The following is a 22,789-nucleotide window of genomic DNA, read 5'->3' on the forward strand; positions in this document are numbered from 1 at the left end:
TTATTGCTTTAAAGCACGTGAGATCATACCAATCGTTAGTTCGATTCAGTATCATCTCTATCAATAAACTTAATTTTATATAGCTCCTGTTGGGGCTATTTTTCTTTCTTACTCTTAATTTTGGTTAATATCATGATTAATGTTGCGCTTGTTGATGACCACGTCATTGTTCGATCTGGCTTTGCTCAATTACTCAGTCTTGAAGCTGATATTACGGTCGTGGGTGAATTCAACTCTGCGGCAGAAGCTCGTCTCGGACTGCCAAGCTGTCACCCTGATGTCGTGATCTTGGATATCTCGATGCAAGACGAAAGTGGTTTGAGCTTATTGGAAGAGATTCCATCAGGCATTGCCAGCATCATGTTGAGCGTTCACGATTCTCCGGCGATGGTTGAGAAGTCATTAGAGTTAGGAGCCAAAGGTTATCTCAGCAAGCGCTGCAGCCCCGATGAGCTAATCCAAGCCGTACACACGAGCGCAAATGGTGGCTGTTATCTCACACCCGATATCGCTATCAAGCTTGCGACACCCATGAAGAATAAAGCCTCTTTAAATCAACTTACCCGCAGAGAGAGTGAAGTGTGTCAGTTATTGGCAACAGGGCTCGATGTAAAATCTATCGCCGTTGAGCTAGGGGTTAGCCATAAAACGGTGCATGTACACCGTGCCAATGCGATGGACAAACTCAATGTTAAGAACAACGTTGAGTTAGCTAAATTGTTCACACAAGACCAGTACTAATGCGTTCCTATCTAGCCACCTCCCTATGTGGGGTTTTTATGGCTGGTTGTGCATGGTTCTGTTTGTGGGTTATTGCCTTCTATTTCATTAATGACCCTGAGTTAGCCATTCTGCTTTTCCCATTTTCACTTCGACTGGGAATGACGCTGCACACTCGCACTCATTATTGGCCTGCTATCTATATTGCAGAGTGGGGGCTTGCTATCGCTTTAGCTTTACTGCTTGATGAGCCTCAATGGCTGACGATACTCATCGCCAGTGGATTGAGTATTCCTGCCACTCTAATTGCCAAGCGTTATTATTATGGTGACCAGAATCGTCACTTGTTAGTGATGGCGAGCTTAATCATGGTTACAGCATTCATTAATGTTGCAGTGGTGGGTTCTCATGTTCCGGCTGTTTACATGGTGTGGTTGGTGAGTATCACTGGCGGATTGATGTTGGTGCCGATGTGTTATCTGGTCTGGAACTACCTATTCCAAAACAAGTGGGCGCCACTGAGCTCTTACTTAATCAACAATGTCGTTGAGTTCAAAATCCGCCACATCGCTTTGTACAGCGTCTTGTTGGTCACCAGTATTTTGATACAAACCAGTTTGCCTGATGAACTAAGACGCTTCGCCCCATTCTGTATGGCGATCCCTATCATCTTGCTCGCGGTTCGTTACGGGTGGCAAGGTGCTTTACTGGCGACCCTGTTAAATAGTGTCGCGTTGATTGCTGCTCACAGTGGAACATCTAAACTCGAAATTACCGATTTACTCTTGTCTCTGTCTGCTCAAACCATCACCGGTATTTTGCTTGGACTTGCGGTTCAAAAACAAAAAGATCTCAATGCGAAACTACGAAGTGAGCTCTCCAGAAATCAAAACCTTTCACGCCAGTTAGTGACAGCTGAAGAATCGGTTCGTCGTGATATTGCGCGTGAGCTGCATGATGAAATCGGCCAAAACATCACGGCAATTCGTACTCAGGCAAGCATTATTAAACGCGTCGATGCCGCTGAGATGAGCGTTCGCTGTGCGGGGACGATTGAGTCATTGTCTTTGAATGTTTATGACACCACCAAACGTCTACTTACAAAACTAAGACCTAAGATGTTGGACGACCTCGATCTAAAAGATTCTGTTGAACAGCTAATTCGAGAGATGGAGTTTTCGGATCACGGCGTTGATATCCAGTTAGATTGGCAAGGTGATTACTCGTGTTTGAGTGACACGCTCAAGGTCACTATCTTCAGGCTGTGCCAAGAATCCTTAAACAATGCCCATAAATACGCGAGTGCGAGCGAGATTAAAATTGAACTGATTTTAGATGATCAGGCTTATCTTCAGATATCAGATAATGGCGTTGGTTTTACAGCGCAAGATCTTCTCAAAGGAATGGGTGTTCGTGGTATGCAAGAGCGTGTTCAGGCGCTCGGCGGCAAGATGACAATTAACGCGAATGGCTCATCTTCGGGTACCAATATCAGCGTTACATTACCTAAAGTGTGAGAACGAATATGTTTGGATTTCTGCGCTCAACAACGTCAAATACTCATGCTCTAACTGATGATGAAGTCAATCAGAGTTATCGCTACTGGCGCCTTCACATTATGATAGGAATGTATGTCGGCTATGCAGGTTTTTACTTCACCCGTAAAACCTTTAATTATGCCGCGCCAGCGATGATTACTGACCTTGGCTTGGACAAAGGCGATATTGGCTTAATTGGCACGCTCTTTTATCTTTCTTATGGCTTATCGAAATTTATATCAGGCACGATATCGGATCGTTCAAACCCACGTTACTTTATGGGACTTGGCTTAATCGCGACTGGTCTGATAAACATCGCGTTTGGCTTTTCGAGTTCGTTAGCGGCTTTCATCTCGCTGTGGGTGCTTAATGCATGGTTCCAAGGTTGGGGCTGGCCATCGTGTTCTAAGTTATTGACGACTTGGTATTCTCGCTCCGAAAGAGGTTTTCGTTGGGCAATCTGGAATACAGCACACAACGTTGGTGGGGCGCTAATTCCTATTCTTGTTGGTTATCTGACGCTGCAATTCAGCTGGCGAGCAGGGTTTATCTGGCCGGGTGTGATTGGTGTTTTTATCGGTCTTATCGTTTGCTGGCGCTTACGTGACAAGCCCACCACCATGGGACTTCCGACTGTAGGGAAGTGGTGTCATGACCATTTAGAGTTGGCGCAAGAGAGCCATGGACAAGGGTTAAGCTATCGAGAAATCCTGAAAACTTACGTATTCAGCAACAAGTACATTTGGTTGCTCGCTTTTAGCTATGTGCTGGTTTACATCGTAAGAACGGCGGTTAACGACTGGGGTAACTTATACCTAACCGAAGAACACCATTACAGTTTGATCAATGCCAACGCTGCCTTATCTCTGTTCGAGATTGGCGGTTTCGTTGGTTCACTTGTTGCTGGGTGGGGATCTGACAGGTTGTTTGGTGGCAACCGTGGCCCGATGAATATTTTGTTTGCCATCGGCATATTTCTTTCAGTTTCTGCATTGTGGTTGATGCCTTTGACCAACTTTGTGTTTCAAGCTGCTGGGTTGTTTTGTGTAGGCTTTTTTGTTTTTGGCCCTCAAATGCTTATTGGTATGGCGGCGGCCGAATGCTCACATAAAGACTCTGCCGGTGCGGCGACAGGCTTCGTTGGCTTGTTTGCTTACATGGGTGCAGCTCTCTCTGGTTACCCATTAGCGCTCGTTCTAGAAACTTATGGCTGGAGTGGCTTTTTCATTACCATCTCTACTTGTGCGGCGGTCATCGGGTTACTGTTACTGCCTTTTCTACAAGCTCAATCACCTCAGAAAAGTGCTGAGGCTCGTTCTGGCTTTTAAGGACCCTTCTCGATAACAAGATAGTCACCATTGTTTGCATTGTAGAAGCTTGTATCACTGCTGTAACCAGTGTGATACAAGCCGCTATCTTATTTTCGGCGCTTTCTATGCGTGATATTCAAATGTGACTCTTTTCACGCTTTTCATCGTTCTCGCCTGTTTCTAAGAAATTTTCCTATTGCGTCTAAGACCTCATCTCATGTGGGTTCTAGCTGCTCTCTGTAGTCTTTCTAATTATTTACGTTATTAGAAATCAGCTCTCTGAATTGTGTTCAAAGGGCTCACTACGGAAAACGCCATGTCACTCAGACACTTCTCAGAACACTCATTTTTCCCAATGGAAAACACCATCCAGAATTATGCATGGGGGAGCATCTCTTCGATACGTGAACTGTTTGGTTTTAAGAATGAGTCACAAGAGCCACAAGCGGAAGTTTGGATGGGAGCGCATCCGAAAGGTTGCTCAATGGTCAAGCTGGACCAACATTTGGTGCCTCTCTCTGAGCTGATTAACAAGAATAAACCGGCCTATTTATCAAACGATATTGCGCAGGAGTTTGGTGAACTGCCGTTCTTGTTTAAGATCTTAGCGGCAGAAAAGGCACTATCGGTTCAGGTCCATCCAAACAAGCACCAAGCTGAGGTTGGCTTTGCGAGAGAAGAGCAAGCAAGAATCCCCCTAAACGCAGGGAACCGTAATTATAAGGATTCGAACCATAAGCCTGAATTGGTTTACGCGATCACTGAATATCAAGCGATGAATGGCTTTCGAGAGTTCGATGAAATATTAGGTTTGTTCAAAAAGTTAGATTCGAGCGAGCTGGCTGGTTTGGTCGATGAGTTTGGTAACAATCTTGATTCTCTAGGTTTAGAAACGTTTTTCCGTGACCTTTTAACTCTAGATGACCAACATAAACACCGAGCATTAGAGCAACTTCTGACTTATGCAGTCGCTCACCAAGATCAATCTGAGTTTGCTTTGGTTGTTCAGCTTAGCCATCAGTACCCGAACGACATCGGTCTGTTTTGTGTTCTGTTGCTGAACTTGATTACATTGAAGCCGGGTGAAGCGATGTATTTGAATGCGAACACTCCGCATGCTTACATTAAGGGAACCGGGCTCGAGATCATGGCAAATTCAGACAACGTGCTAAGAGCCGGTTTAACGCCAAAACACATTGATGTCCCTGAATTGGTCGCCTGCACAGAGTTTACGCCAATTCCGTTTAAACACTTGTTATTGGCGCCCTCCAAGCTGGGTCAATGTGATAGCTATAATATCCCGGTCAGTGACTTTAATTTCAATATCTTTCATAGCCCCAAGCAAGAAGAAGTCATCACAAGCGGCGCTGAAATCTTAATGGCAATAGATGATGATTTAACGCTAGTGAGCCAAAGAGGTGAGCACTTAACCCTTACGAAAGGGCAATCGGTATTTATCCCAGCCTATATTGGTCATTATGAATTGAGCAGCAAAGGACGAGTGGCAAGAGCGTTTAATTAAGGGAGTGGTCAGCTGGAAATGCTATCAAGTTTGGTAAATTAATAGGTTGGCTTAAAGATCTAATAAGAAAAAGAACAAGCCAATAAGATACTGGCTTGTTCATATCATCTATCAATTATTTAATAGAAGGTAAGCTAGCTGCTTCCATGTTAATCGACATGCCCCAAGAAGATTCTTCACGGGTGGACTTAACTGAACCTCGGTTGGTCACCCAGGTGGTTTGAGTATCAATAGGCCCGTAGTCTGCGAACTGTGTCTCACTTGTTATTTTACATGCTGCAAAAGTACCTGCAGGTACAGTGATTTCCTCTTTACCTAGGTAGGTTTCTTGGTAGTTGAAAGTGGGCAGAAAGTCAGGTTGTCCGTTGATAATATCGTTTAGTGAGGTCTCTACAGAAACGGTTCTTAATCCAGGGTACTCAGTTACGAACTCTTCACCGCTGTCTTCGTCCCACCAATAATCAAACTGAGAGGCGAGTGGTGCGTTAGTTGACGTTCCAAAGTCTACCGTTTGATTGATGATTTTTTGGTTGTCAGTAATCGGCAGTGGTAATACTGCTTTAGCCGACCCCCAACCTAGTGAGTCATCAGAGTTAAAGCCTTCTTGACCTAGATAGTGATCTTCAGAGCTATATGAATACTCATACCCCATTAAAGCACCTTCCGAATCTTTGATATCGATACGCGTTTTTTCTAAGCTACCTGCTAAGTCCGAAATCCAACTTGGTAGCCCGGTGACCAACGTAACGTCATTCAGCCAAGAGAAAGTATTCCCAAGATAGATAAACTCATAAGTTAGGTTCTGTGTTACTGGCTCAGGATCCCATATCGGTGTGCGCTGTACATCGTAAACCGTGACGTCATTAGCCGTCGCAATGAACTCAGCATCCGGCAGCGAGTCAAGACAAGCCTGTAGGTTGAGAGGGTGTAAAGGTTGTGGTGTTAATGCGTTATCCAAAATGAACTGCTTAGTCGCTTCATCAAAGATATAGACCTCACTATCAATCTCTTCGGTCTCTTTGTAGGTAATTCGTACAAACCCGTCGACAACAGATAGGTAAGCAGAGTTATCTTGTCTTTGATAGTTTGACCATGTAGTTTGCGAGTGGATGGATTCAGGAATTGTTACTTGACGTAATACCTCGCCATTTACTGATTCATCTTTCCACGAACCGAGTTCTGACAATTTGGAGAATGTAGAATCTAAATTCCATGCTCTTGTATAATAAACTACGGTGCCGTTAGAAAGCAGCTGTGCAAATATCTCAGCACTTTCCATACCTGCCATTGGAATTAAATCTGCATGATTGTTATATGCAGTGTCATGACGATCCGATTCATCTTCAGCGATGGTCGATGCTAAAGTCGCAAGCCATGTATCGCTGCCATTCTTGAAGGCGCTTATTCCGTTACACGAGTTATTCAGTGCTTCGTAGCGGTCTGGATCGTACTCTGCACACCAATCCCCCTTGTAAAAGGTAAAAATATTGTCGTAGAGATCTTCCACAGATAACTTATATGCCGTGGTGTTATCTGGGAATTTTAATCCTGCAGGCATAATTTGAGACCAAACGTTCTCACCATCTGTTTGATCCATTATTGAGCGAACATTAAGCCCACTGATATCCAACTGCTTAGCACTAGCAACTTCATTAAAAATTGAGCTGTTAGACTCTAGGGTTAAACTGCCATCTGTATTTGTCTTAATACTCGTTAAGGTATCATCGCTTGCTTCCCAACCGTCTTTTCCTAAAACCATGCTATTTGCGTCAGGAGTATTTTCAAATTCAACAAATTGCTCAGCAAAGTAGTCATAAATGTAACCAGTCTCAGTGATTGAGTTATCGGAAGCAGCCTTTAGTGTTCCATAAGCAACCACTAAGTCTGTACCTGTTTCATTCGCGCCGCCAAACCAATTGATGCCATCTGTTCTAATTAGTTTCGCAAGATCGGCCTGCTTAGAGCCTTTATTTGCCTCGTTTTCTTTAATTTTATCTTCAAGGTTAGAGTCATCAATAGCGATGTGATCACGATTAATGCTGCCAGCAATGTCGCTTGGATTGAAGTTTTCTCCGGCTGCTTCAATATTTTTTACGACTTCGTCTAAGACTCGAGTAACTTCTTCATTAATCAAGGCCGTGAGCGCTTCTACAGAGATACCAGCTCCCGCTGCGGTTTCTGATAGTGCATCAGTATTCTCTGCCATGACTGAAGCGGTAACTTGAGCAACGCGGTGTAGGTTTTCAAAAGCCGCTTTTTGTGAATCGGCTAAGTCATTATTGTTTTTGGCTTCGATATAATCTTGCGTTAAATCGAGTGTTGTCCCCAACTTTTCTTGAATAGCCGTTTTAGCTTCTTCTAACGAAGAACCACTCTCGATTTCATTTTGAATCAGAGTCGTCAATGGACTAATAAATGCGGATTTTGGTGGCGCAGTTAAGCGATAGCTCTTGCTTAGAACGACACCTGGGTTATCGGTATCGATTGTTTGTCCGGCTACAACTTCAATCAACAGAGTGCTCTGTTCTAGTTGCTCTGGAGTTAAGTTCTCAATGGTAAATTCACCATTGTCGCCGGTTACTGCATTTGGCTCATCCTTATCACACACCTTATTGCTGTTTAGATCCAAGCATGCATTAGCACCTACCAGATAGCCATCTGCGGCTTTGGCGGTAAGAGATGCTGTTGTTGCCGTTGAACCACCCGTATCAGTTGTGGAGCTATCTGAACTATCGCTACCACAACCTGCTATCCCTAGGGCTATTGCCACTGCTAACAGTGAACGTTGACCATTCATGTTAGTTCTCCTATTACGTTATTGATAAAAAATTATTACTCTGGAATCAATTGGGAGAATGTCATTGATAAATATGACTATTTATAAATTGAGTGCCATTGATGAGGAATGTATCAAAACGGCGTGTAGTGGAAATAGCAGGAAAACTTATTCGAGAGACATATCTAATTGGCTGAGCTATATATGCGAGTGATATCTATGGTGAATGTTTGGTATTTGTAATTGATGTTATTGTCAATTGATCTTTTGGGTAAGTGGTTGTTATTTATAGATTCATGTATGATTTATAGGTGCTGATTGTCTGTATAAAACCCAGAGGTGACCATAAGTTGACTAATCAGTTTAAACTGAAACAATAAGTCGTATTTATAGAAGTGTGTTGATCTAAAGGAAATTTGATGAGCTCTTATTCTCACGTTCGCAGTTACGCCAGTTTGTTCAGTGCCTTATCGTTGGCGGTTGCGTCAGCTCCGAGTGTCGCTGATATATCAACAACGCCCGTCATTGGTGGCGTGTTTAGCTCCAGTGAAGTATTGAAAAATCAGGTGCTTTCAAGCCTGAGTTATTCTGCCAAACTCACTCGTGATGCGGCTCTTTTCACCATTGGTGGCGTTACATTAGATGCGTATATTCTCGCTCTCCCTTTAGATGTCAAAACCAAAGCCAGAGTCGTTGCTCAGTTATCAAACCCGACGTACTCAATTCCTTTGGGTTATTTTCTCTATAGCTATTACGACCGCTACTCAGGCTTGGGCAGTGAAGATGTGTTCAAATCTTACTTGTCGACGGTTTATGATAAGCAGGCGCTAAAGGGCTTTGAACATAGCCTCTATCATGTTGGAGATAAGTCAACCTCAGAGCATCACGAGCCAGATACCTCGACTGAAGCAACGGGACATCATGAAGGTATTCGTATCGATGAACAGTTCATTGCCAATATGGTGGTTATCTATGATGCGTTATTCGAAATTGGTGTTTGGCAGGATATGGACACGCTCCCTGCGAATTACACATACTTAACCAATAGCTCTGCAGATCTAGCGATCATCGCTCAGATTCAACCGATCATCGTTGATTTGATCGGTAAAGCGGCATTGGGAATGGATGACGGCGACATGAAGTCTGCAATGTTGGCGATTGCAGAAGATGGTAAACCAGAAAACGCTGATAAGCCGAACAATAAAGCACAAGCTCTTACCATCACGCTTATTGATTTTGTGCGCTTAAACTTGCTGAAAGCCTACCGACAGTTTGTGTTTAAAGAAGAACGTGCAGAAGCGCTTGATGATTGGATGCAGCAAGCGTTCAGTGACCAGCCTGATGCGCTCATTCAATTCTTAGAATCCCAACAGCACAAACGTTTTGCGGTTCAAGTGACCGTCGATGGTTTACAGCAAGGATTGATTGAGGGGTTGGTTGATGAAGATTCACCTTTCATTTCGGTTGCTTATCAGAATCATAAAAACCGAGCGCAATATAAACCTCAGCTAGAAGAAGTGATTGAACCTGAACATCAACAGCAGGTGAGGTTCATGGAAGTTCTGTCTGAACAAACCTACCGTGATCCGAATTATCTTCCGTTCTTCAAAAATCTCTATCAAGAGCATCGAGACAATATTAGCCGAGTGGGTATCTCTTCAACTCCAACAATCAGCGTACGCAATCTACCGATCATTAAAACGGGCGCGAAAGTATCGGGGCAAGGTGGCACTGGCATTCCTAATTTCCACTTTGTCGACCGAGAGATCGACCGAGCGTATTACTTCTTTGGTAATGATGCCCTGCAGTTGGATGTGTTGATGGAAAACAACAAGGTGCAGACCATGTTTGATCGCCTTGATTACCTTAAAACGCTGAACTGCAACGCTCAATATGATTGGAATGCTCACACCACTTACGACGGGCTAGTAAACCTAGGTTTGGGTGAGTCACTGCGTGATTATGGTGAGAAACGCTGCGTTAAAGAGCTTCAAGAACGTTCAGAAGTCGAAGTGGTTTTGCAAGAAAAGCGTCAAGCTTTGATTGAAGATATTGAAGCGTATCAGTCTATATCTGGCTTTGATTTTTTTACTAAGTTTTCAAAGAGAGCTCAGGTTAAACAGTCGATCACTCAGTTTGCCGAGTTAGATGGAAAAGGAATGCCAGACTACACCTTGGTGTATAACCCATGGCCGGATCACTTCGCACACTTCACGGGTCCTTTTAGTGACGAAATTCTGATGCCGACGGGAGAGCTCAATCGACTGGACTATTGGATTCGCCAGATTGAAGCGACCTACCGCAGTGCCGGCGTTTACGATAAAACGCTATGGGGCATGGCAGGGGATCATGGTTTAACGCCGGTGTTCTACGCGCTCAACCCCGAAAAGCAGGTATTTGAAGGCTTACAAGCAGAGCTAGCGTATCCAATTGTGGTTAAGAAGATATCTTCAGACGAGGGGGAAGGGCCTAAAATTACCAATGCACTAAGCTACCCAAGTTCAAAGGCGTTGGATGTTGTGGTTGCTTCTACTGCTGGTGGTAATTTCATGATGGACTTCTTTAATTCGGCTCACGGGTGGCAGGTTCAGCCGGTTTACCAAGAACTCACGCAGTGGTCTCCGATTGCAGCGCCAGATGGTCAGAACATAGACATCATTAATCAGATAGCGCAGCGCTTGCCTGAAAGTCTTGATTATATGGTCGTAAGAGAAAGTACATGTGATCAACAACGCTGCGCTGTTCGTGTGATTGGCAATCGTGATTTAAAACGGGTCGATGAATTGATCACACGTGAAGGTGACAAGCTTTTTTATGAGTCATTGGAAGACAACCGAGCGCCGATTTTGCTTAATACCCAAAGGCTCAATCCATATCTTGCATTGCCAAGCGAAGTTGATTTTGCGCGGTATTCTCAATTGGTAGAGAAGTGTATTAACCGAGCGATTAAGGCGGATGTGACAACATGGTGTAGCAGTGCAGAATGGACCGTATTAACGCAACCAACACCTCGACCAGATTCAGTTAATCAACTGGCTAATATCTACCTTGAAGATAGGGCTGGTACGGTTAACTTGTTCCCTAAAGCCGGCATTGGTTACAACACCAAGGTGCCGGGGCGTCATGCAGGTGAGGATTACTTAGAGAAAGATGCCTTCATCGGATTCTGGGGAGCGCCAATTGGCGATAACTCTCAGCAACTGAAAATCGAAGCTAACGGGTCTTTGGCTCCAACGCTGTTTGAGTATTTGACCGGAGAACCTGTGGTCGAAGGTGAGAACGGTTGGGGTTTTCCGTCGTTGCTGAATAATTTGGATGTGTCAGTTGATCGCTAGGACTTCGCTTTCTACCTAACTGGCTGTTTATAAATGGTTAGTTAGGGTGAGAGTCATCCCTACAAAATTCTCATCGCTGTCATCAACAATTTGGTAGCCAAGTGACTGATAAAAACTAATGGCGCGAGTGTTACTTCTAAAGCTCGACAGAGTGACTTGCTCACGTCGCTCTTCCGTGGCTCTCTTATGTATGAGAGTCATGGCTTGCTTGCCAAGTGAGCGGCCTTGGTTTTGAGGAAAAATGATCAGCAGGTGAATATGGTATGCGTTGTCATAAGGCTTAAAACACACAAGTCCAACCCTTTGTTTTCCTAGGTATACCCAATGAAACCAAGAGGGACGGTAATCGTTTAAAAGTCGTTGGCGTTGGAAGTCGTCATCCCAGCCGAAAACGTTATCTACGTGTATGAAGAGCCCTTGCTTAACACACGTAAACAGTTCTTCGAATTCAGAACTGGAAACGAGTTGGAGTTGTATATTCTCTTCTTTTATTGCCACTTTACTTCCTTTTTAAACGCCTTTTGAATAAGCAAACAGTAACATAATGTATTAGGCGTTTTTTGTGCTTACTTGGAGCATTTATCTAAAATATTTATATAGATACTGTGTACTATTTACTGAATCTATCTAGTTAGCGCCCAGATGTTGACGTAGCCCTTTTCCTATAACGCTTCCAATAAATTCAACCAATTAATGGGTATGTTATTAGTTTTCTTGGTTTTTTTCTAAATGGAGAACTAACGTAAGAATATTGGATTGATCTTTATCAGCGTGAGAGTTTTATTGATCCAAATCAATACTCAAAGTTGGTGGTTCTCGTTAAATACGGGAAAATGAAGAGGTTATGCAGTACATCAGATTGTGCTATCGCTAAGGTAAATGCACAACATATAGTGTTTTTTTGATATTTAAGTAGGAGGTGAAAATGACAATGTTTGAGATGTAAAAAAGCCTACACAAGGTAGGCTTTTTTATCTGTATCATGCACGTTGTAATAAGCAAAGTTTAGAGTCTTCTCCTACAAAGTCTTAAAACTTCTGGACAACAATTATGATGACTTGTTTCAAGGCGAATCATATCAAAGTCCACGCAAAAAACAATGTGCTCAATTTATATAAAATAGAGAGTACAGCTCATGATGAACAAAATTAGTATTTTGTTAGACGTAGCTGAGAGAGTATTAGCAATTATCAACTTCTTAGTATCTGAAGATTTTGAATTACCGACCGCCATCATTCAGATTTTCACTAAATTAGCTGCGTAAATTTGTGATAAACAGCCCGTCAACGGGCTGTTTATAAAAACGTTTTTGAGGACAAGTGTATTCTGTTATACGATCTTAAGCGCGTGATGGCGCGTGAGCTGTTTGTGTAGCGAGTCTTTGAGCTCCATGCGTTCTACTTTGAGGTTGTGCATGCTGTCGTCATCGATAGGGCTGCCAGAGATTTCTAGCTGACGGATGTCGTAGTCGAGTTGGTGGTACTTCTGCATGTCTGCTTTGAATTTTTCGTCGTCGTGGTTGAGCTGAACAATGTCTAATTTAAGATCTGGGAAATCTAAGATAAAGGCATGGTTTTCATTGAGCATTGGCACTTCCTCACTTGTCTAATTAACTTCAGTATAGAGCCTATTTTTGAAGATAAATGTGGTTCAAAACACAAAGCCGTAAAGCGATCAAAAAAGGGCACAAACTCGAGGGATCATCCTCGAACTTGCGCCCTTTTTAATGTTCATAGCTATATATTCAAAGCTATACGTTTAGAGCTATACAGTTATAGGCCTAAATCAGAAAGCCTACTTTGCTTTCTTACCAGAACGTTGTTGCTCTTTGTGCGCAAGCTTCTCTTTTTTACGTTGCTCGATAAGGTGAGCAGCATCGCCGCCTACGTGGGTTTCGCCACGAGCATTCGATAGCTGAACTTGCTTTTCACGTTCGCGGAAACGCGCTTTCTGCTCGTCGCTGTGTTTATCAATACACTTAGGGCAGCTTACGCCTTTCTCAAAGTGCTCAGACGCTTTGTCTTCGTCTGTGATTGGCAGGCGACAAGCGTTACACACGTCGTAACCGCTCTTCTCTAGCTGGTGGTTAACTGCAACACGACCATCAAATACGTAGCAGTCGCCTTCCCACATGCTCTCTTCTTCTGGTACTTCTTCTAGGTACTTAAGAATGCCGCCTTCAAGGTGATAAACCTCATCAAAGCCTTGCTCTTTCATGTAGGCTGTTGATTTTTCGCAACGAATACCGCCAGTACAGAACATCGCGACTTTCTTGTGCTTCTTAGGATCAAGATTTTCTTCAACGTACTGAGGGAATTCACGGAAGGTTTCCGTGTTTGGGTTTACGGCATTTTTGAATGTGCCGATATCGACTTCGTAATCGTTACGAGTATCAACCAAGATCACATCTGGATCAGAGATAAGGTCGTTCCATTCGTTCGGCTTCACGTAAGTGCCGACGACGTGGCGAGGGTCGATGCCTTCAACGCCCATGGTTACGATCTCTTTCTTAAGCTTAACCTTGGTGCGGTTGAATGGTTGTTCTTCGTTGAACGACTCTTTGTAAACAACATCAGCCAAACGAGAATCTTGTTTGAACCATTGAAGAAGAGCGTCGATAGATTCGCGCTTACCTGCAACAGTACCGTTGATACCTTCGCTTGCAAGTAGCAAAGTACCGCGGATTTGGTTAGCTTCTAACACGCCAGTGAGTGGTTGGCGAATTTCTTGGTAATCATCAAGTGCTACGAATTTATACAGAGCACATACAACATATTGAGACATGGTTTTTCCTTTCTGCGAGCTGGAACGTAAATCCAGAGCGGTTGCCTTTTATGATGCAGACTGAGTTTAATTCACTCAGGTTTGCTCATATTGGCTTATTAAAATCCGCCGCAGTATAACCAAGCCAAGGATGGACAAAAACCAACCAAAAGTAGGGCTATTTATCATTTCTATTTGTGTGGTTTATGGGCTAGAAAATGCAATGAAACCGTTTTATCTGCTTCGAATTACAACACGTATTCCCAAACCAAAAAGGCCCTGCTGTAACAATACAGCAGGGCCTTGGTATCTAGTCCGTTTTACTTAATCGGTGATTACGCTTGGTTAAGTACTTCAGCTAAGCGTTTCACCGCTTCAGTCAACTCTTCTGGGTTGGCGTTAGTGAAGTTTAGGCGCAGTGCGGCTTTCGCTTCATCGGCCTTTGGATAAAATACTGGGCTTGGTACAACCGCCACACCATTCGATAGTAGAGTTTTAGCCAATTCGAAGGTGTCGCACTCAGGGATCTCAACCCAAATGAACATCCCGCCATCAACGGCTTTCAATACACAGTCAGCAGGCAGCTGTTTCTCTAGTTCTGAGAACAGCACCTCATAACGAGACTTGTACAAAGTACGAATGTTTTCCATGTGCAGGTTGAAATCTTCATGTTTTAGAAGACCAACAAGCAATGCTTGCATAGGAACGCTTGAGTGCAAATCCGCGCCTTGCTTCACTTTAATCAGTGGCTCAAGGTAGCTGCGTTTACCTGTCACCGCACCAATACGTAAGCCTGGCGATGCAATCTTAGAGAATGAACGAAGAACGATAGAGTTATCAGGGCAGAATGAAGAGACCAACGGCAGTTCCGTACCTGTGAAACGTAGCTCACGGTAAGGCGCATCTTCAATAAATGCCACGTTGTATTTGATACAAAGCTCAGCTACTTTTTGACGAGTTTCTGTTGTCCAACAAACGCCAGTCGGGTTATGGAAATCTGGCACCGCATAGAACATCTTCGGAGATTGCTGTGCAAAGCACGTTTCTAGTTCGTCTAAGTTCGGACCAAATTCAGTTTGAGACACAGTCACTATATTCGCCTGAACCAAACCAAACACCTGCATCGCACCCAAGTAGCTCGGCGCTTCCATTACAACCACATCATTCGGATCAACATACGCACGAGCAATCAAATCCAGACCTTGCTGAGAACCGGTACAGATCATCGCTGTGTGAGTTTCTGGCAATTGGTAGCTTTGCGTCAGGTGGTCAAGCAAAGGGCCGTAACCCGCTGTCGAGCCGTATTGGAAAACTTCAGGCATGTTCGCTAGGTTTTCTAGCGTTGGCTTCATTAAATCGATCGGGAAGGTTTTCTCATCCGGCAGACCACCGGCCAGTGAGATGACGTTTGGATCGCTTGCTGCTGCGAGGATCTCTCGAATGTATGAAGATTGAATCTGTTGTAATGACTGTGCGATTTCCATGTGTTGTGTCTCGTCGTTTATCGTTTTTATTCTATCGCTTGATATTACACGGCAATTGTAAAAATTGGCGTGTCCGTTTATGCTCATAAACATGTCCATTTATGCTATTTGAAAAATGTCACGACAACATATATCTCGAATCAATGATGTTCTGTTCCATATTCATCAAGACATCAGTCAGCCGTTGTCTGCCAAAGCGCTATCTGAGATTGCGGCTTACTCAGAGCAACATTTTCATCGCACGTTCAAAAGTGTGGTGGGGGAGTCGTTACATCAATACATTCGACGTACCCGAATGGAGTATGCCGCTAATCAGTTGATGTTCGATACCCGCTCGTCGGTGGTGGAGATAGCCAATAAATGTGGTTTCAGTTCGGTGTCTTCGTTTAGCCGAGCGTTTAAAGCGACCTTTAATATGTCTCCGAGCGAGTGGCGCAAACACGATTTACAGATCGCCGAAAAGCCTTATTTGAAAGATCCTGAAGTGGCGGCGGGTTATCAAAATGTCGCACAGCGGATACTACCCGAACCAAAAATAGTGGAAACACCTGAACGTATGGCAGCCTATGTTCGCCACACTGGCTATAACCGTTCTATTCGCAATGCGTGGTTGATATTGAAAGCGTGGGCGAACTCTGAGCAACGTGATTTTTCGACCCAGTTTGGTTTGCACCATTCAAACCCTGCTTGGGTCGAGATGGACCAGTGTCGCTATGTGGCGTGTATCGCGATCAGTGAACCTATTAAGTACCGTAGCGTAGTTAATCAGATGGTGATTCCCGGCGGTTTGCATGCTGTGTTTCGACTCAATGGCCGTTATGGAGAGTTGCTACCACAGATCAGTATGGTATTAGAAAAATGGTTACCTACATCAGGTTTCAAGCAGCGTTCAACTCCCGCCTATGTGCATTATCATCAGAATCATTTCCTTAATAGTGATGAAGTGTTTGAACTTGATTTCTATCTTCCCGTGAGTTTTTATTAATCCACCCATTTTGAGGAGTAAACATGTATCTTGTTTTGTATTGCCATAACATTGGTATGACTGATTTTTCTTTTTTTGAGACGGAAGACTTCGACAAAGAAGAGGGTTATATCGTGCGAGGAAAATGGCCGAACGAAAAAGCGTTTCGAGATTACTTGATCAAAGAGTTTGGTGATATGAGAGGGTTCCGAGTGATTGACTTGATCAGCAGAGGTCAAGAGGCTGAGCACTATTCTGCGCAAGAGTTAGCGAACCTGATTAGTGCGTAACCATAGCGTTGAGTATGGTCTCGTTTAAATAAAGTGTATTGTAAAATATTGAAAACCCTAAATATTGCTTATCGCTAAACTTAGCTTGGTTCGGACTGGTAGTCATTATTCAGAGAAAGCTCATGCGGCTTTGAGTCTTCCATCGTCTTTTTTAAGCAAAGGGCATTCTTATTTAAAGTTCTGAATAGTATGGTTTTTCGGGGTGAGCCAGCTTTTAATATGCTTAAACTTGAAGGCTCATTGTTAACTGTATATTTAGGAAAAATAGTAATGAAGAAAATAATCATCTTAGTCGCACTGATACAACTCATGTTGGCCTCTACCAGTCACGCTCAAGAACTCAATAACGAGATGAACAATTCGTTAAGTTTTTGCCCAGAAAACGACATATATTGTCAAATCATCATGAGGGAGCTTTAACCAAAACCACAAAAGGTTGCCTACAAGGCAACCTTTTTCGTTATGGGTAAGCAGAGCATCTCGAGTTTGAGATGGAAATTTTAGCTGCGGTGATCCAACAAGTTGCAAGTTAAAAAGCCCCGAAGGGCTTTGGTATTACTCAATTCGGATCTAATATATTTTCATCAAATGCATCGAAGTGCTCTCTTAAAACCTCACTGTCCTGTTCATCTTCGATAGAAAAGATTTGGCTAGTTTGTTTGTTAAATTACCTATCGTTTAATATGCGAAATAGCTCTGTTCTTAACTCATCTAACTTTTGGTTTTCCTTTATCATAGGTTGACCTTGCTTATATAAAACAAGGTCATTAAAAGAACCCATTCCACCATATATTCTTAGAATTTCGTTACGGAGAATATCTAAATTCTCCACACTAGCGTTATCACATTTTTGTCTAAAGCTATTGAATGACCCGGCCCAGTTACTCTCACCAACGAAAACGAGCAGCTCAATAATTTTTTCAATTACAGAAATTAGCAAAATTACATTCTTCATATTTATTCCTATTTTAAAGGCGAGTTGCCTAAAACTTTCACACCTTCAAGCAACCAAGGTTTCTCGACTACAATCTGCTGAGTACCACCAACAAAATGCCCCCCTTGAGAGCCAACACGACCAGTATGAATTAGCGTTCCAGCAGGTATTCGAACTTTAAAAACAGTATCAAGCGGAGATTTTGCACCACCAGGCCAAACAGGTAATACTGCTTTATCAATTCTTGTTTGAATCTCGCTAATAGGCATATCTTTTGAGAAGAATTGCCCCAGTGGTCTATCTGCTGTACCGGCGCGGTAAAGAATCATATCTTTTTCTAGCACTCTCGAAGTATACTTTCCACCTGTAAAGGTACCTGCAAGGTCATCAGACAACCTGGTTATACCCTTTGTAACACCGGACACGCTCGAGCTGGATGTCAGCAGGCCTATCGTTTCGTCACTATGCTTTAAAGTAACTTTAGCAAATTGAGCGCCACGTATTGCCACTTTCGCTGCAGGTCCAATGAAAATCGCCGCCGCAGTTAGCCCTAATATCTTCGGTGGTATGTCGTGTCCGCCAAATATTGTTTTTCCGGTGGAGACTTCAATAACCGCTTTAAGATTACTGACAACCGGAATGAAATCCATGGTCAGTTCTAGTGCTTCGGCGATATCACCGTCGAATAGGTTACCGCCTAACTCGTTACTGGTGTAATCAATATAGGAACGGATAAACCCTGAAGCGACATTTGTCGCAAAATCACCACCATAGATTTCAGTGGTAATAATACCACCGGCTACAGCCGCAACAAAGCTCTGAAGGGTGGTGCTGAAATCCGACATGTGCTGACCAATTTGGCTATTAGTAGCGGTCATCAATATGTTGGCTAACAGAGCATCAGAAAAATCTCGGTCGTAAATAAGGTTATCGGCGCTCGCAAACATCGCACTCTTTAACCCGATGTTCGCAGCACTTTGCAGAAATGTATTGTTACCCAGTAAGTCAACCATAAATTGACTTTCCATGATGCCGTGAGCTATACCATTTGCGATGCCGCCTGTTACCGCCCCCATTAATATCGACTTTTCGATACCTTTTAAGCTTCCCTTATTGGCGATGAGGTGAGTTGCGCCACCTGTAACGGCACCTGCGGCCATAGCTGCGATAGTTTGCGTCATTACTGCCGATAGTGAACCAGCAACCGCTCCTGTGGTCCCTAGCAGTGCAGGCATAGCGGTTTGAAAATAAGCAAGTGCCGCGGGCCCAACAACCCAGGCCGCAGCCAGCATGGCAATCACCATTTCCGGATTTTCTTTGATCATCATGCCGACGATTTTGACACCATGGCGAACATCTGATTCCCAGCGTCCTACTTCATGGCGGATTCTTCGCTCAAAACGTTTGCTTTCGTGACGTATTTGACTTTCTATCCGTTTTGCTTCGTTTCGGACCCGACTTTCAACACGCTTCACTTCATTACGAACGTTGCTTTCAGCACGCTTAGCTTCGTTGCGTATTTGGCTCTCAACTCTTTTCGCTTCTTTTCTAATTCGGCTCTCAGCACGTTTCGCTTCATTTCGAACTCTACTCTCTGCGCGCTTGGCTTCATTCCTGATCTTGCTTTCTGCTCGTTTGAAGACCTTTTTGACTTTCCTTCTTACTTTTTTCCATTTCTTTTTTAGGCTCCAATAACCACTAGGGTCTAGGGTATTCAGTGGATCGTTCTGCTTGAAACTGTAGCGATTGTAATTCGGAACAGACTCTTGCCCTTTTACAAATGGGTCAGCTTGAATGAACCTAGCAAGGTATGGGTCATAGACTCTTCCTTTCATATGGATAAGGTCAAAGCCTGCCACGCCCACATGTCCGAACATTGAACTGTAGGCAGTTGACACGGCAAAAGCGTCATCCATTTCAGGTAATAGTATGTTGTGCGTGGCACCAAACGGGTCTGTAAAGGTCTGAGAGGTGATATCGCCTTCAGAACCTGTGACCATAATTCGTTGGCCTAAGCGATCAGTATGAGAGTAGGCCGTGCCGCACAGTGACTCGTTGCAACTTACCGAAAAACCATTGCCACCAAAACTTTCTTGTGCGCTAAATTCCCCATCCTTCTGGGTATAGCTGTACGCCCCCGTTGATAGCGTTTTTGTTGTCGTCCATTCCAATGTTGCAATATCAAAGCGTTTGTCTGTACGAACGATTTGTTGACCATCAGGGCCATAAGTGAAACGCGTTTCATCGCGATCGACAACATTGTTGTCTTGTGAGTCATGGCTCGCGACATGCACCAAGCGGTTGTTTTGATATTCGAACTCTCGAACACCATCAGTTAGTAAGTTACCGTTTAAGTCATAACTAAAATCGCGATTTTCACCGTTTTCTTCTTCAAGGCGTGTTAACTTGAACGGATCGTCTGATTCGTAGTAATACTGGCCAACCCCTTTTTTGTAGGTAATGTTGCCATATTGGTCGTATTCGTACTCTGCGACAGCTGAAATATAGTTACCTGCATCAATATTTTGGCATATGCCATTGATACAAAATTGCTTTATTTCATGTGAAGCTAAACGTCCATTATCGTCATACCCATATTCATCTTCAAATGAAGTCTCGCTGCGATTTTTATAGTAAAAATGACGGAGCCTGCGAGTCAACCTATCGTCGAGATCATATTGATAATCGAATTGATAAACCAATAAACCATTTCGTGCCGCAGATTGCTGCGTGACTTGGCCTGATATACGGTCATATTGGTAAAACTCCTCTATGCCGTTACCAAATCTTACGTGAGTCGGTCTTTGTTGTGCATCTTCTGACAAGATCTCTTTGTATACTCGGCCTGTTTCAGCGTTACTCCATTTATACGCCGCGCCATTCTTAAAGGCGGTTTCGATAGCAAAACTGTTACCCAATCGAGATGATGTGGACTCTTTGATGACCTGACCATTAAGATCGTAATCGTAGTAAGTGCTTTGTGTTTTCCCATCCTCTAGTGTTATATCACGCTGTTTCAGCCAACCGTTAGGCCATTGATAGGTGTTGTCTTCTCGGTATTGAACAGGGTGGCCGACACATTCATCTTGGTTGCCCGCCACTTGAATGACTTGGCTTGGTTCAGCTAATGGTAGTTCTGTTGGATATTGATAACAGATGGTTGAATTGGCGGTGTTCAATCGAGTGATACGATTCAATTGATCGTAACTGAACACAGAACGATCCCCATTGGCGTCTTGCTGCCATTCCAATTGCTTGTTGACGTTGTAATGGTACTGCCAATGTCCACGCGTTGGATCGATAGTATCGGTTCTAAGACCACGTTCGTCATACTTGTGTATGATTCTGGTGGCTGAGTTTCCGTTCAGTTCAGACGACGTTATTTTACCATCGGTGTTATAAGTGAAGGTGACTTCGTTGCCTAAGTGGTCCTCTACTCGGTATAAAAGGCCTGTGATGTCGTAGTAGCGACGTACTGCATTGCCCCATTGATCATAAGTTTCGGTCAGATTCTTTGAAATGTCTGAACGCTTTTTGAGCTGCCCATTAACCTCGTGCTCGATATTTTGTCTATCAAGATCCCCAGTAACAGTGTGTATGACAGCGGTTTCACCTTCAAAATGAGGAAGAGTGATTAGGTTCGCGTTGTCATTATCTCTAGTTTCACCTGTGATAATGAATCGATCATTCAACCCTTTTCTAACATTGAATTCACCACGAGTGGTGGTACAAGTCACTGATTCCGGCAATGAGTAATAGGTGACAAACGTGGTATCAGTAGGACAAACGCCTACCCATTCCTGAAGTCGCGCTGGTACTTCATTAATTGGGTAATACTGGGATTTTTTGGTAATACCTCGTACGGTTTTACTCGTAATACGATGTTGATCATCATATTGGGTTTCATCGTAAATGATGCCATTAATGAGTGATTTTTCTAGACGCCCCTCGCTTGTTGTTTGGTACTGGTAATCAATACAATGGTTGTTTTCACAGCGCTGAATTACATCGTCGCCTTGATAAACAATTTTTTCATCGAGTACACGCTTTCCGTTAACCGTTCGGCGTCTCGAGATAACTCGGTCTTGGCTATCTTGTATTACGTGATCCCGTGTTTCGTAGCGCCCCTGACGTGTCAGCTGCTCAATGAGCTTGTCATTGTCATACTCATATTCGAACTCTTTGACCAGTAGATCACTGACGCCATTTTCGTAGGCTGGGCTAACAATAGATCGTTTTTCAATTTTCCCTACTAGGTAGTCATTCGCATACTGGTATTGAACTTCCTCTTCTATTTGTTGGCCTTCGCCGTTATTTGTTACCGTTAAACGCTTTTCTAAACGATCTTTGTCGTCATAGTCGTTTTCTGTTGTTACCTCTTGACTGAGAGAGCCATCTTCAGCGTAAACGGATTCAACAACTCTTGATTTTTGAGCATGGCCTGAGGAGGTTAAATGCCATTCTGTGGCTGTGTTGGAGAGACGATACTCAACGTTATCTAACATACCAAAACGGGTAATGTTATTAGCCAAGCCTGCGTATGCACCGTGAGTAAGATAACTGGTTACTGTGCGGACACGAGCTAATGGATCAAAAGTACTTTCTTCTCGAACAGAAGTTGGTTGTCCCTTGCTATTTAACGAGTAGGTGTAATTTGATTTTTGGGATTGAGTGTTATTGCGTGGCAAGTTATCACTGTTGATAATCGCGAGTACTCCTCCCATTTTCTTATAATGATGTTTGACGGTTTGTGTACTGTCTCTCCAGCCACTCAAATACGGGAAGGCGTCTAGGTTAGCATCACGCCCATAATCAAGCGTGATAATAGGGGCGCACGTTGGCTCCAACTCGTCTTTTCGGCGTTCACACTGACCAATCGCTGATAAGTATTCTGCTTGGTACGGTGCTTTTTTCCAGCCAGAACCATTAGGGTTTTTGACCCCAGAATTATGATCAATCCAAGTCTGAGTATTAAAGAAATAAGAAACAAGTCTATCGCTGTGATCAACGTCCACTTGCGTTAAGCTGCCTTTTTTGGTCACCGAGACGGAAGCGCTAGCTTCTAAAGCTTTAATTCCCTCGATCTGATGGGTGTTTTTGACAAAAGAAAGACGTGCCGATTTATTCTCATATGGTACTGATAGAGACAAACC

At 43.5% G+C, this 22,789-nt stretch carries 15 protein-coding genes; 8 read left to right on the plus strand and 7 right to left on the minus strand.

Annotated features, from left to right (window positions below):
- The first annotated feature begins 132 nt into the window (after nt 1–132).
- From uhpA to manA, 4 genes are all read left to right on the plus strand, one after another.
- A complete protein-coding gene (gene uhpA / locus CWO13_RS03565; protein ID WP_017061545.1) occupies nt 133–741 on the plus strand; it encodes a transcriptional regulator UhpA in 609 nt (202 codons plus the stop codon).
- Nucleotides 741–2,237, plus strand: a complete 1,497-nt coding sequence (uhpB, locus tag CWO13_RS03570) for a signal transduction histidine-protein kinase/phosphatase UhpB (protein ID WP_048663903.1) — start codon at nt 741–743, stop codon at nt 2,235–2,237. The genes uhpA and uhpB overlap by 1 nt, the downstream gene beginning before the upstream one ends.
- Nucleotides 2,238–2,245: 8 nt before the next feature.
- Entirely contained in the window at nt 2,246–3,586 is a 1,341-nt protein-coding gene (locus CWO13_RS03575; RefSeq protein ID WP_108082539.1) for an MFS transporter, read from the plus strand.
- A gap of 298 nt (nt 3,587–3,884) precedes the next feature.
- Nucleotides 3,885–5,090 carry a mannose-6-phosphate isomerase, class I gene (manA, locus tag CWO13_RS03580; protein WP_108082540.1) on the plus strand — a complete coding sequence of 402 codons (1,206 nt, stop codon included), beginning with the start codon at nt 3,885–3,887 and terminating at the stop codon, nt 5,088–5,090.
- Between the two features lie 115 nt (nt 5,091–5,205).
- Here the strand turns inward: manA and CWO13_RS03585 are convergent, their stop codons facing one another.
- On the minus strand, nt 5,206–7,887 hold the full coding sequence (locus tag CWO13_RS03585) for a hypothetical protein (protein ID WP_108082541.1): 2,682 nt from the start codon (nt 7,885–7,887) through the stop codon (nt 5,206–5,208).
- A gap of 398 nt (nt 7,888–8,285) precedes the next feature.
- On the opposite strand from CWO13_RS03585, the gene CWO13_RS03590 reads away from it, so the two are divergent.
- Nucleotides 8,286–11,201, plus strand: a complete 2,916-nt coding sequence (locus CWO13_RS03590; protein WP_108082542.1) for an alkaline phosphatase family protein — start codon at nt 8,286–8,288, stop codon at nt 11,199–11,201.
- A gap of 27 nt (nt 11,202–11,228) precedes the next feature.
- Here CWO13_RS03590 and CWO13_RS03595 read toward each other — a convergent pair whose 3' ends face one another.
- Entirely contained in the window at nt 11,229–11,699 is a 471-nt protein-coding gene (locus CWO13_RS03595; RefSeq protein ID WP_108082543.1) for a GNAT family N-acetyltransferase, read from the minus strand.
- 637 nt (nt 11,700–12,336) lie between these two features.
- Between CWO13_RS03595 and CWO13_RS23610 the strand changes: the two genes are divergently transcribed.
- Complete coding sequence (locus CWO13_RS23610) at nt 12,337–12,465, plus strand: hypothetical protein (RefSeq protein WP_258186361.1); 129 nt, start codon at nt 12,337–12,339, stop codon at nt 12,463–12,465.
- 65 nt (nt 12,466–12,530) lie between these two features.
- Here the strand turns inward: CWO13_RS23610 and CWO13_RS03600 are convergent, their stop codons facing one another.
- The 3 genes from CWO13_RS03600 to CWO13_RS03610 form a co-directional block, all read right to left on the minus strand.
- Nucleotides 12,531–12,788, minus strand: coding sequence for a YdcH family protein (locus CWO13_RS03600; RefSeq protein ID WP_009846137.1), 258 nt, complete (start codon nt 12,786–12,788; stop codon nt 12,531–12,533).
- A gap of 207 nt (nt 12,789–12,995) precedes the next feature.
- A complete protein-coding gene (gene trhO / locus CWO13_RS03605; RefSeq protein ID WP_102432092.1) occupies nt 12,996–13,985 on the minus strand; it encodes an oxygen-dependent tRNA uridine(34) hydroxylase TrhO in 990 nt (329 codons plus the stop codon).
- A gap of 314 nt (nt 13,986–14,299) precedes the next feature.
- Complete coding sequence (locus CWO13_RS03610; RefSeq protein WP_107898608.1) at nt 14,300–15,448, minus strand: aminotransferase-like domain-containing protein; 1,149 nt, start codon at nt 15,446–15,448, stop codon at nt 14,300–14,302.
- A 115-nt stretch (nt 15,449–15,563) separates the two neighbouring features.
- Here CWO13_RS03610 and CWO13_RS03615 point away from each other — a divergent pair, with 115 nt between their 5' ends.
- A complete protein-coding gene (locus CWO13_RS03615) occupies nt 15,564–16,433 on the plus strand; it encodes an AraC family transcriptional regulator (protein ID WP_107898609.1) in 870 nt (289 codons plus the stop codon).
- A gap of 23 nt (nt 16,434–16,456) precedes the next feature.
- A complete protein-coding gene (locus CWO13_RS03620; RefSeq protein ID WP_107898610.1) occupies nt 16,457–16,702 on the plus strand; it encodes a hypothetical protein in 246 nt (81 codons plus the stop codon).
- 667 nt (nt 16,703–17,369) lie between these two features.
- On the opposite strand, the gene CWO13_RS03630 is transcribed toward CWO13_RS03620, so the two are convergent.
- Nucleotides 17,370–17,657 carry a DUF6966 domain-containing protein gene (locus CWO13_RS03630; RefSeq protein WP_107898612.1) on the minus strand — a complete coding sequence of 96 codons (288 nt, stop codon included), beginning with the start codon at nt 17,655–17,657 and terminating at the stop codon, nt 17,370–17,372.
- An 8-nt stretch (nt 17,658–17,665) separates the two neighbouring features.
- Complete coding sequence (locus CWO13_RS03635) at nt 17,666–22,786, minus strand: RHS repeat-associated core domain-containing protein (RefSeq protein WP_181359906.1); 5,121 nt, start codon at nt 22,784–22,786, stop codon at nt 17,666–17,668.
- Nucleotides 22,787–22,789 lie beyond the last annotated feature (3 nt).

It is taken from the genome of Vibrio sp. ZF 223, assembly GCF_003050585.1.
GTDB classification, from domain to species: domain Bacteria; phylum Pseudomonadota; class Gammaproteobacteria; order Enterobacterales; family Vibrionaceae; genus Vibrio; species Vibrio crassostreae.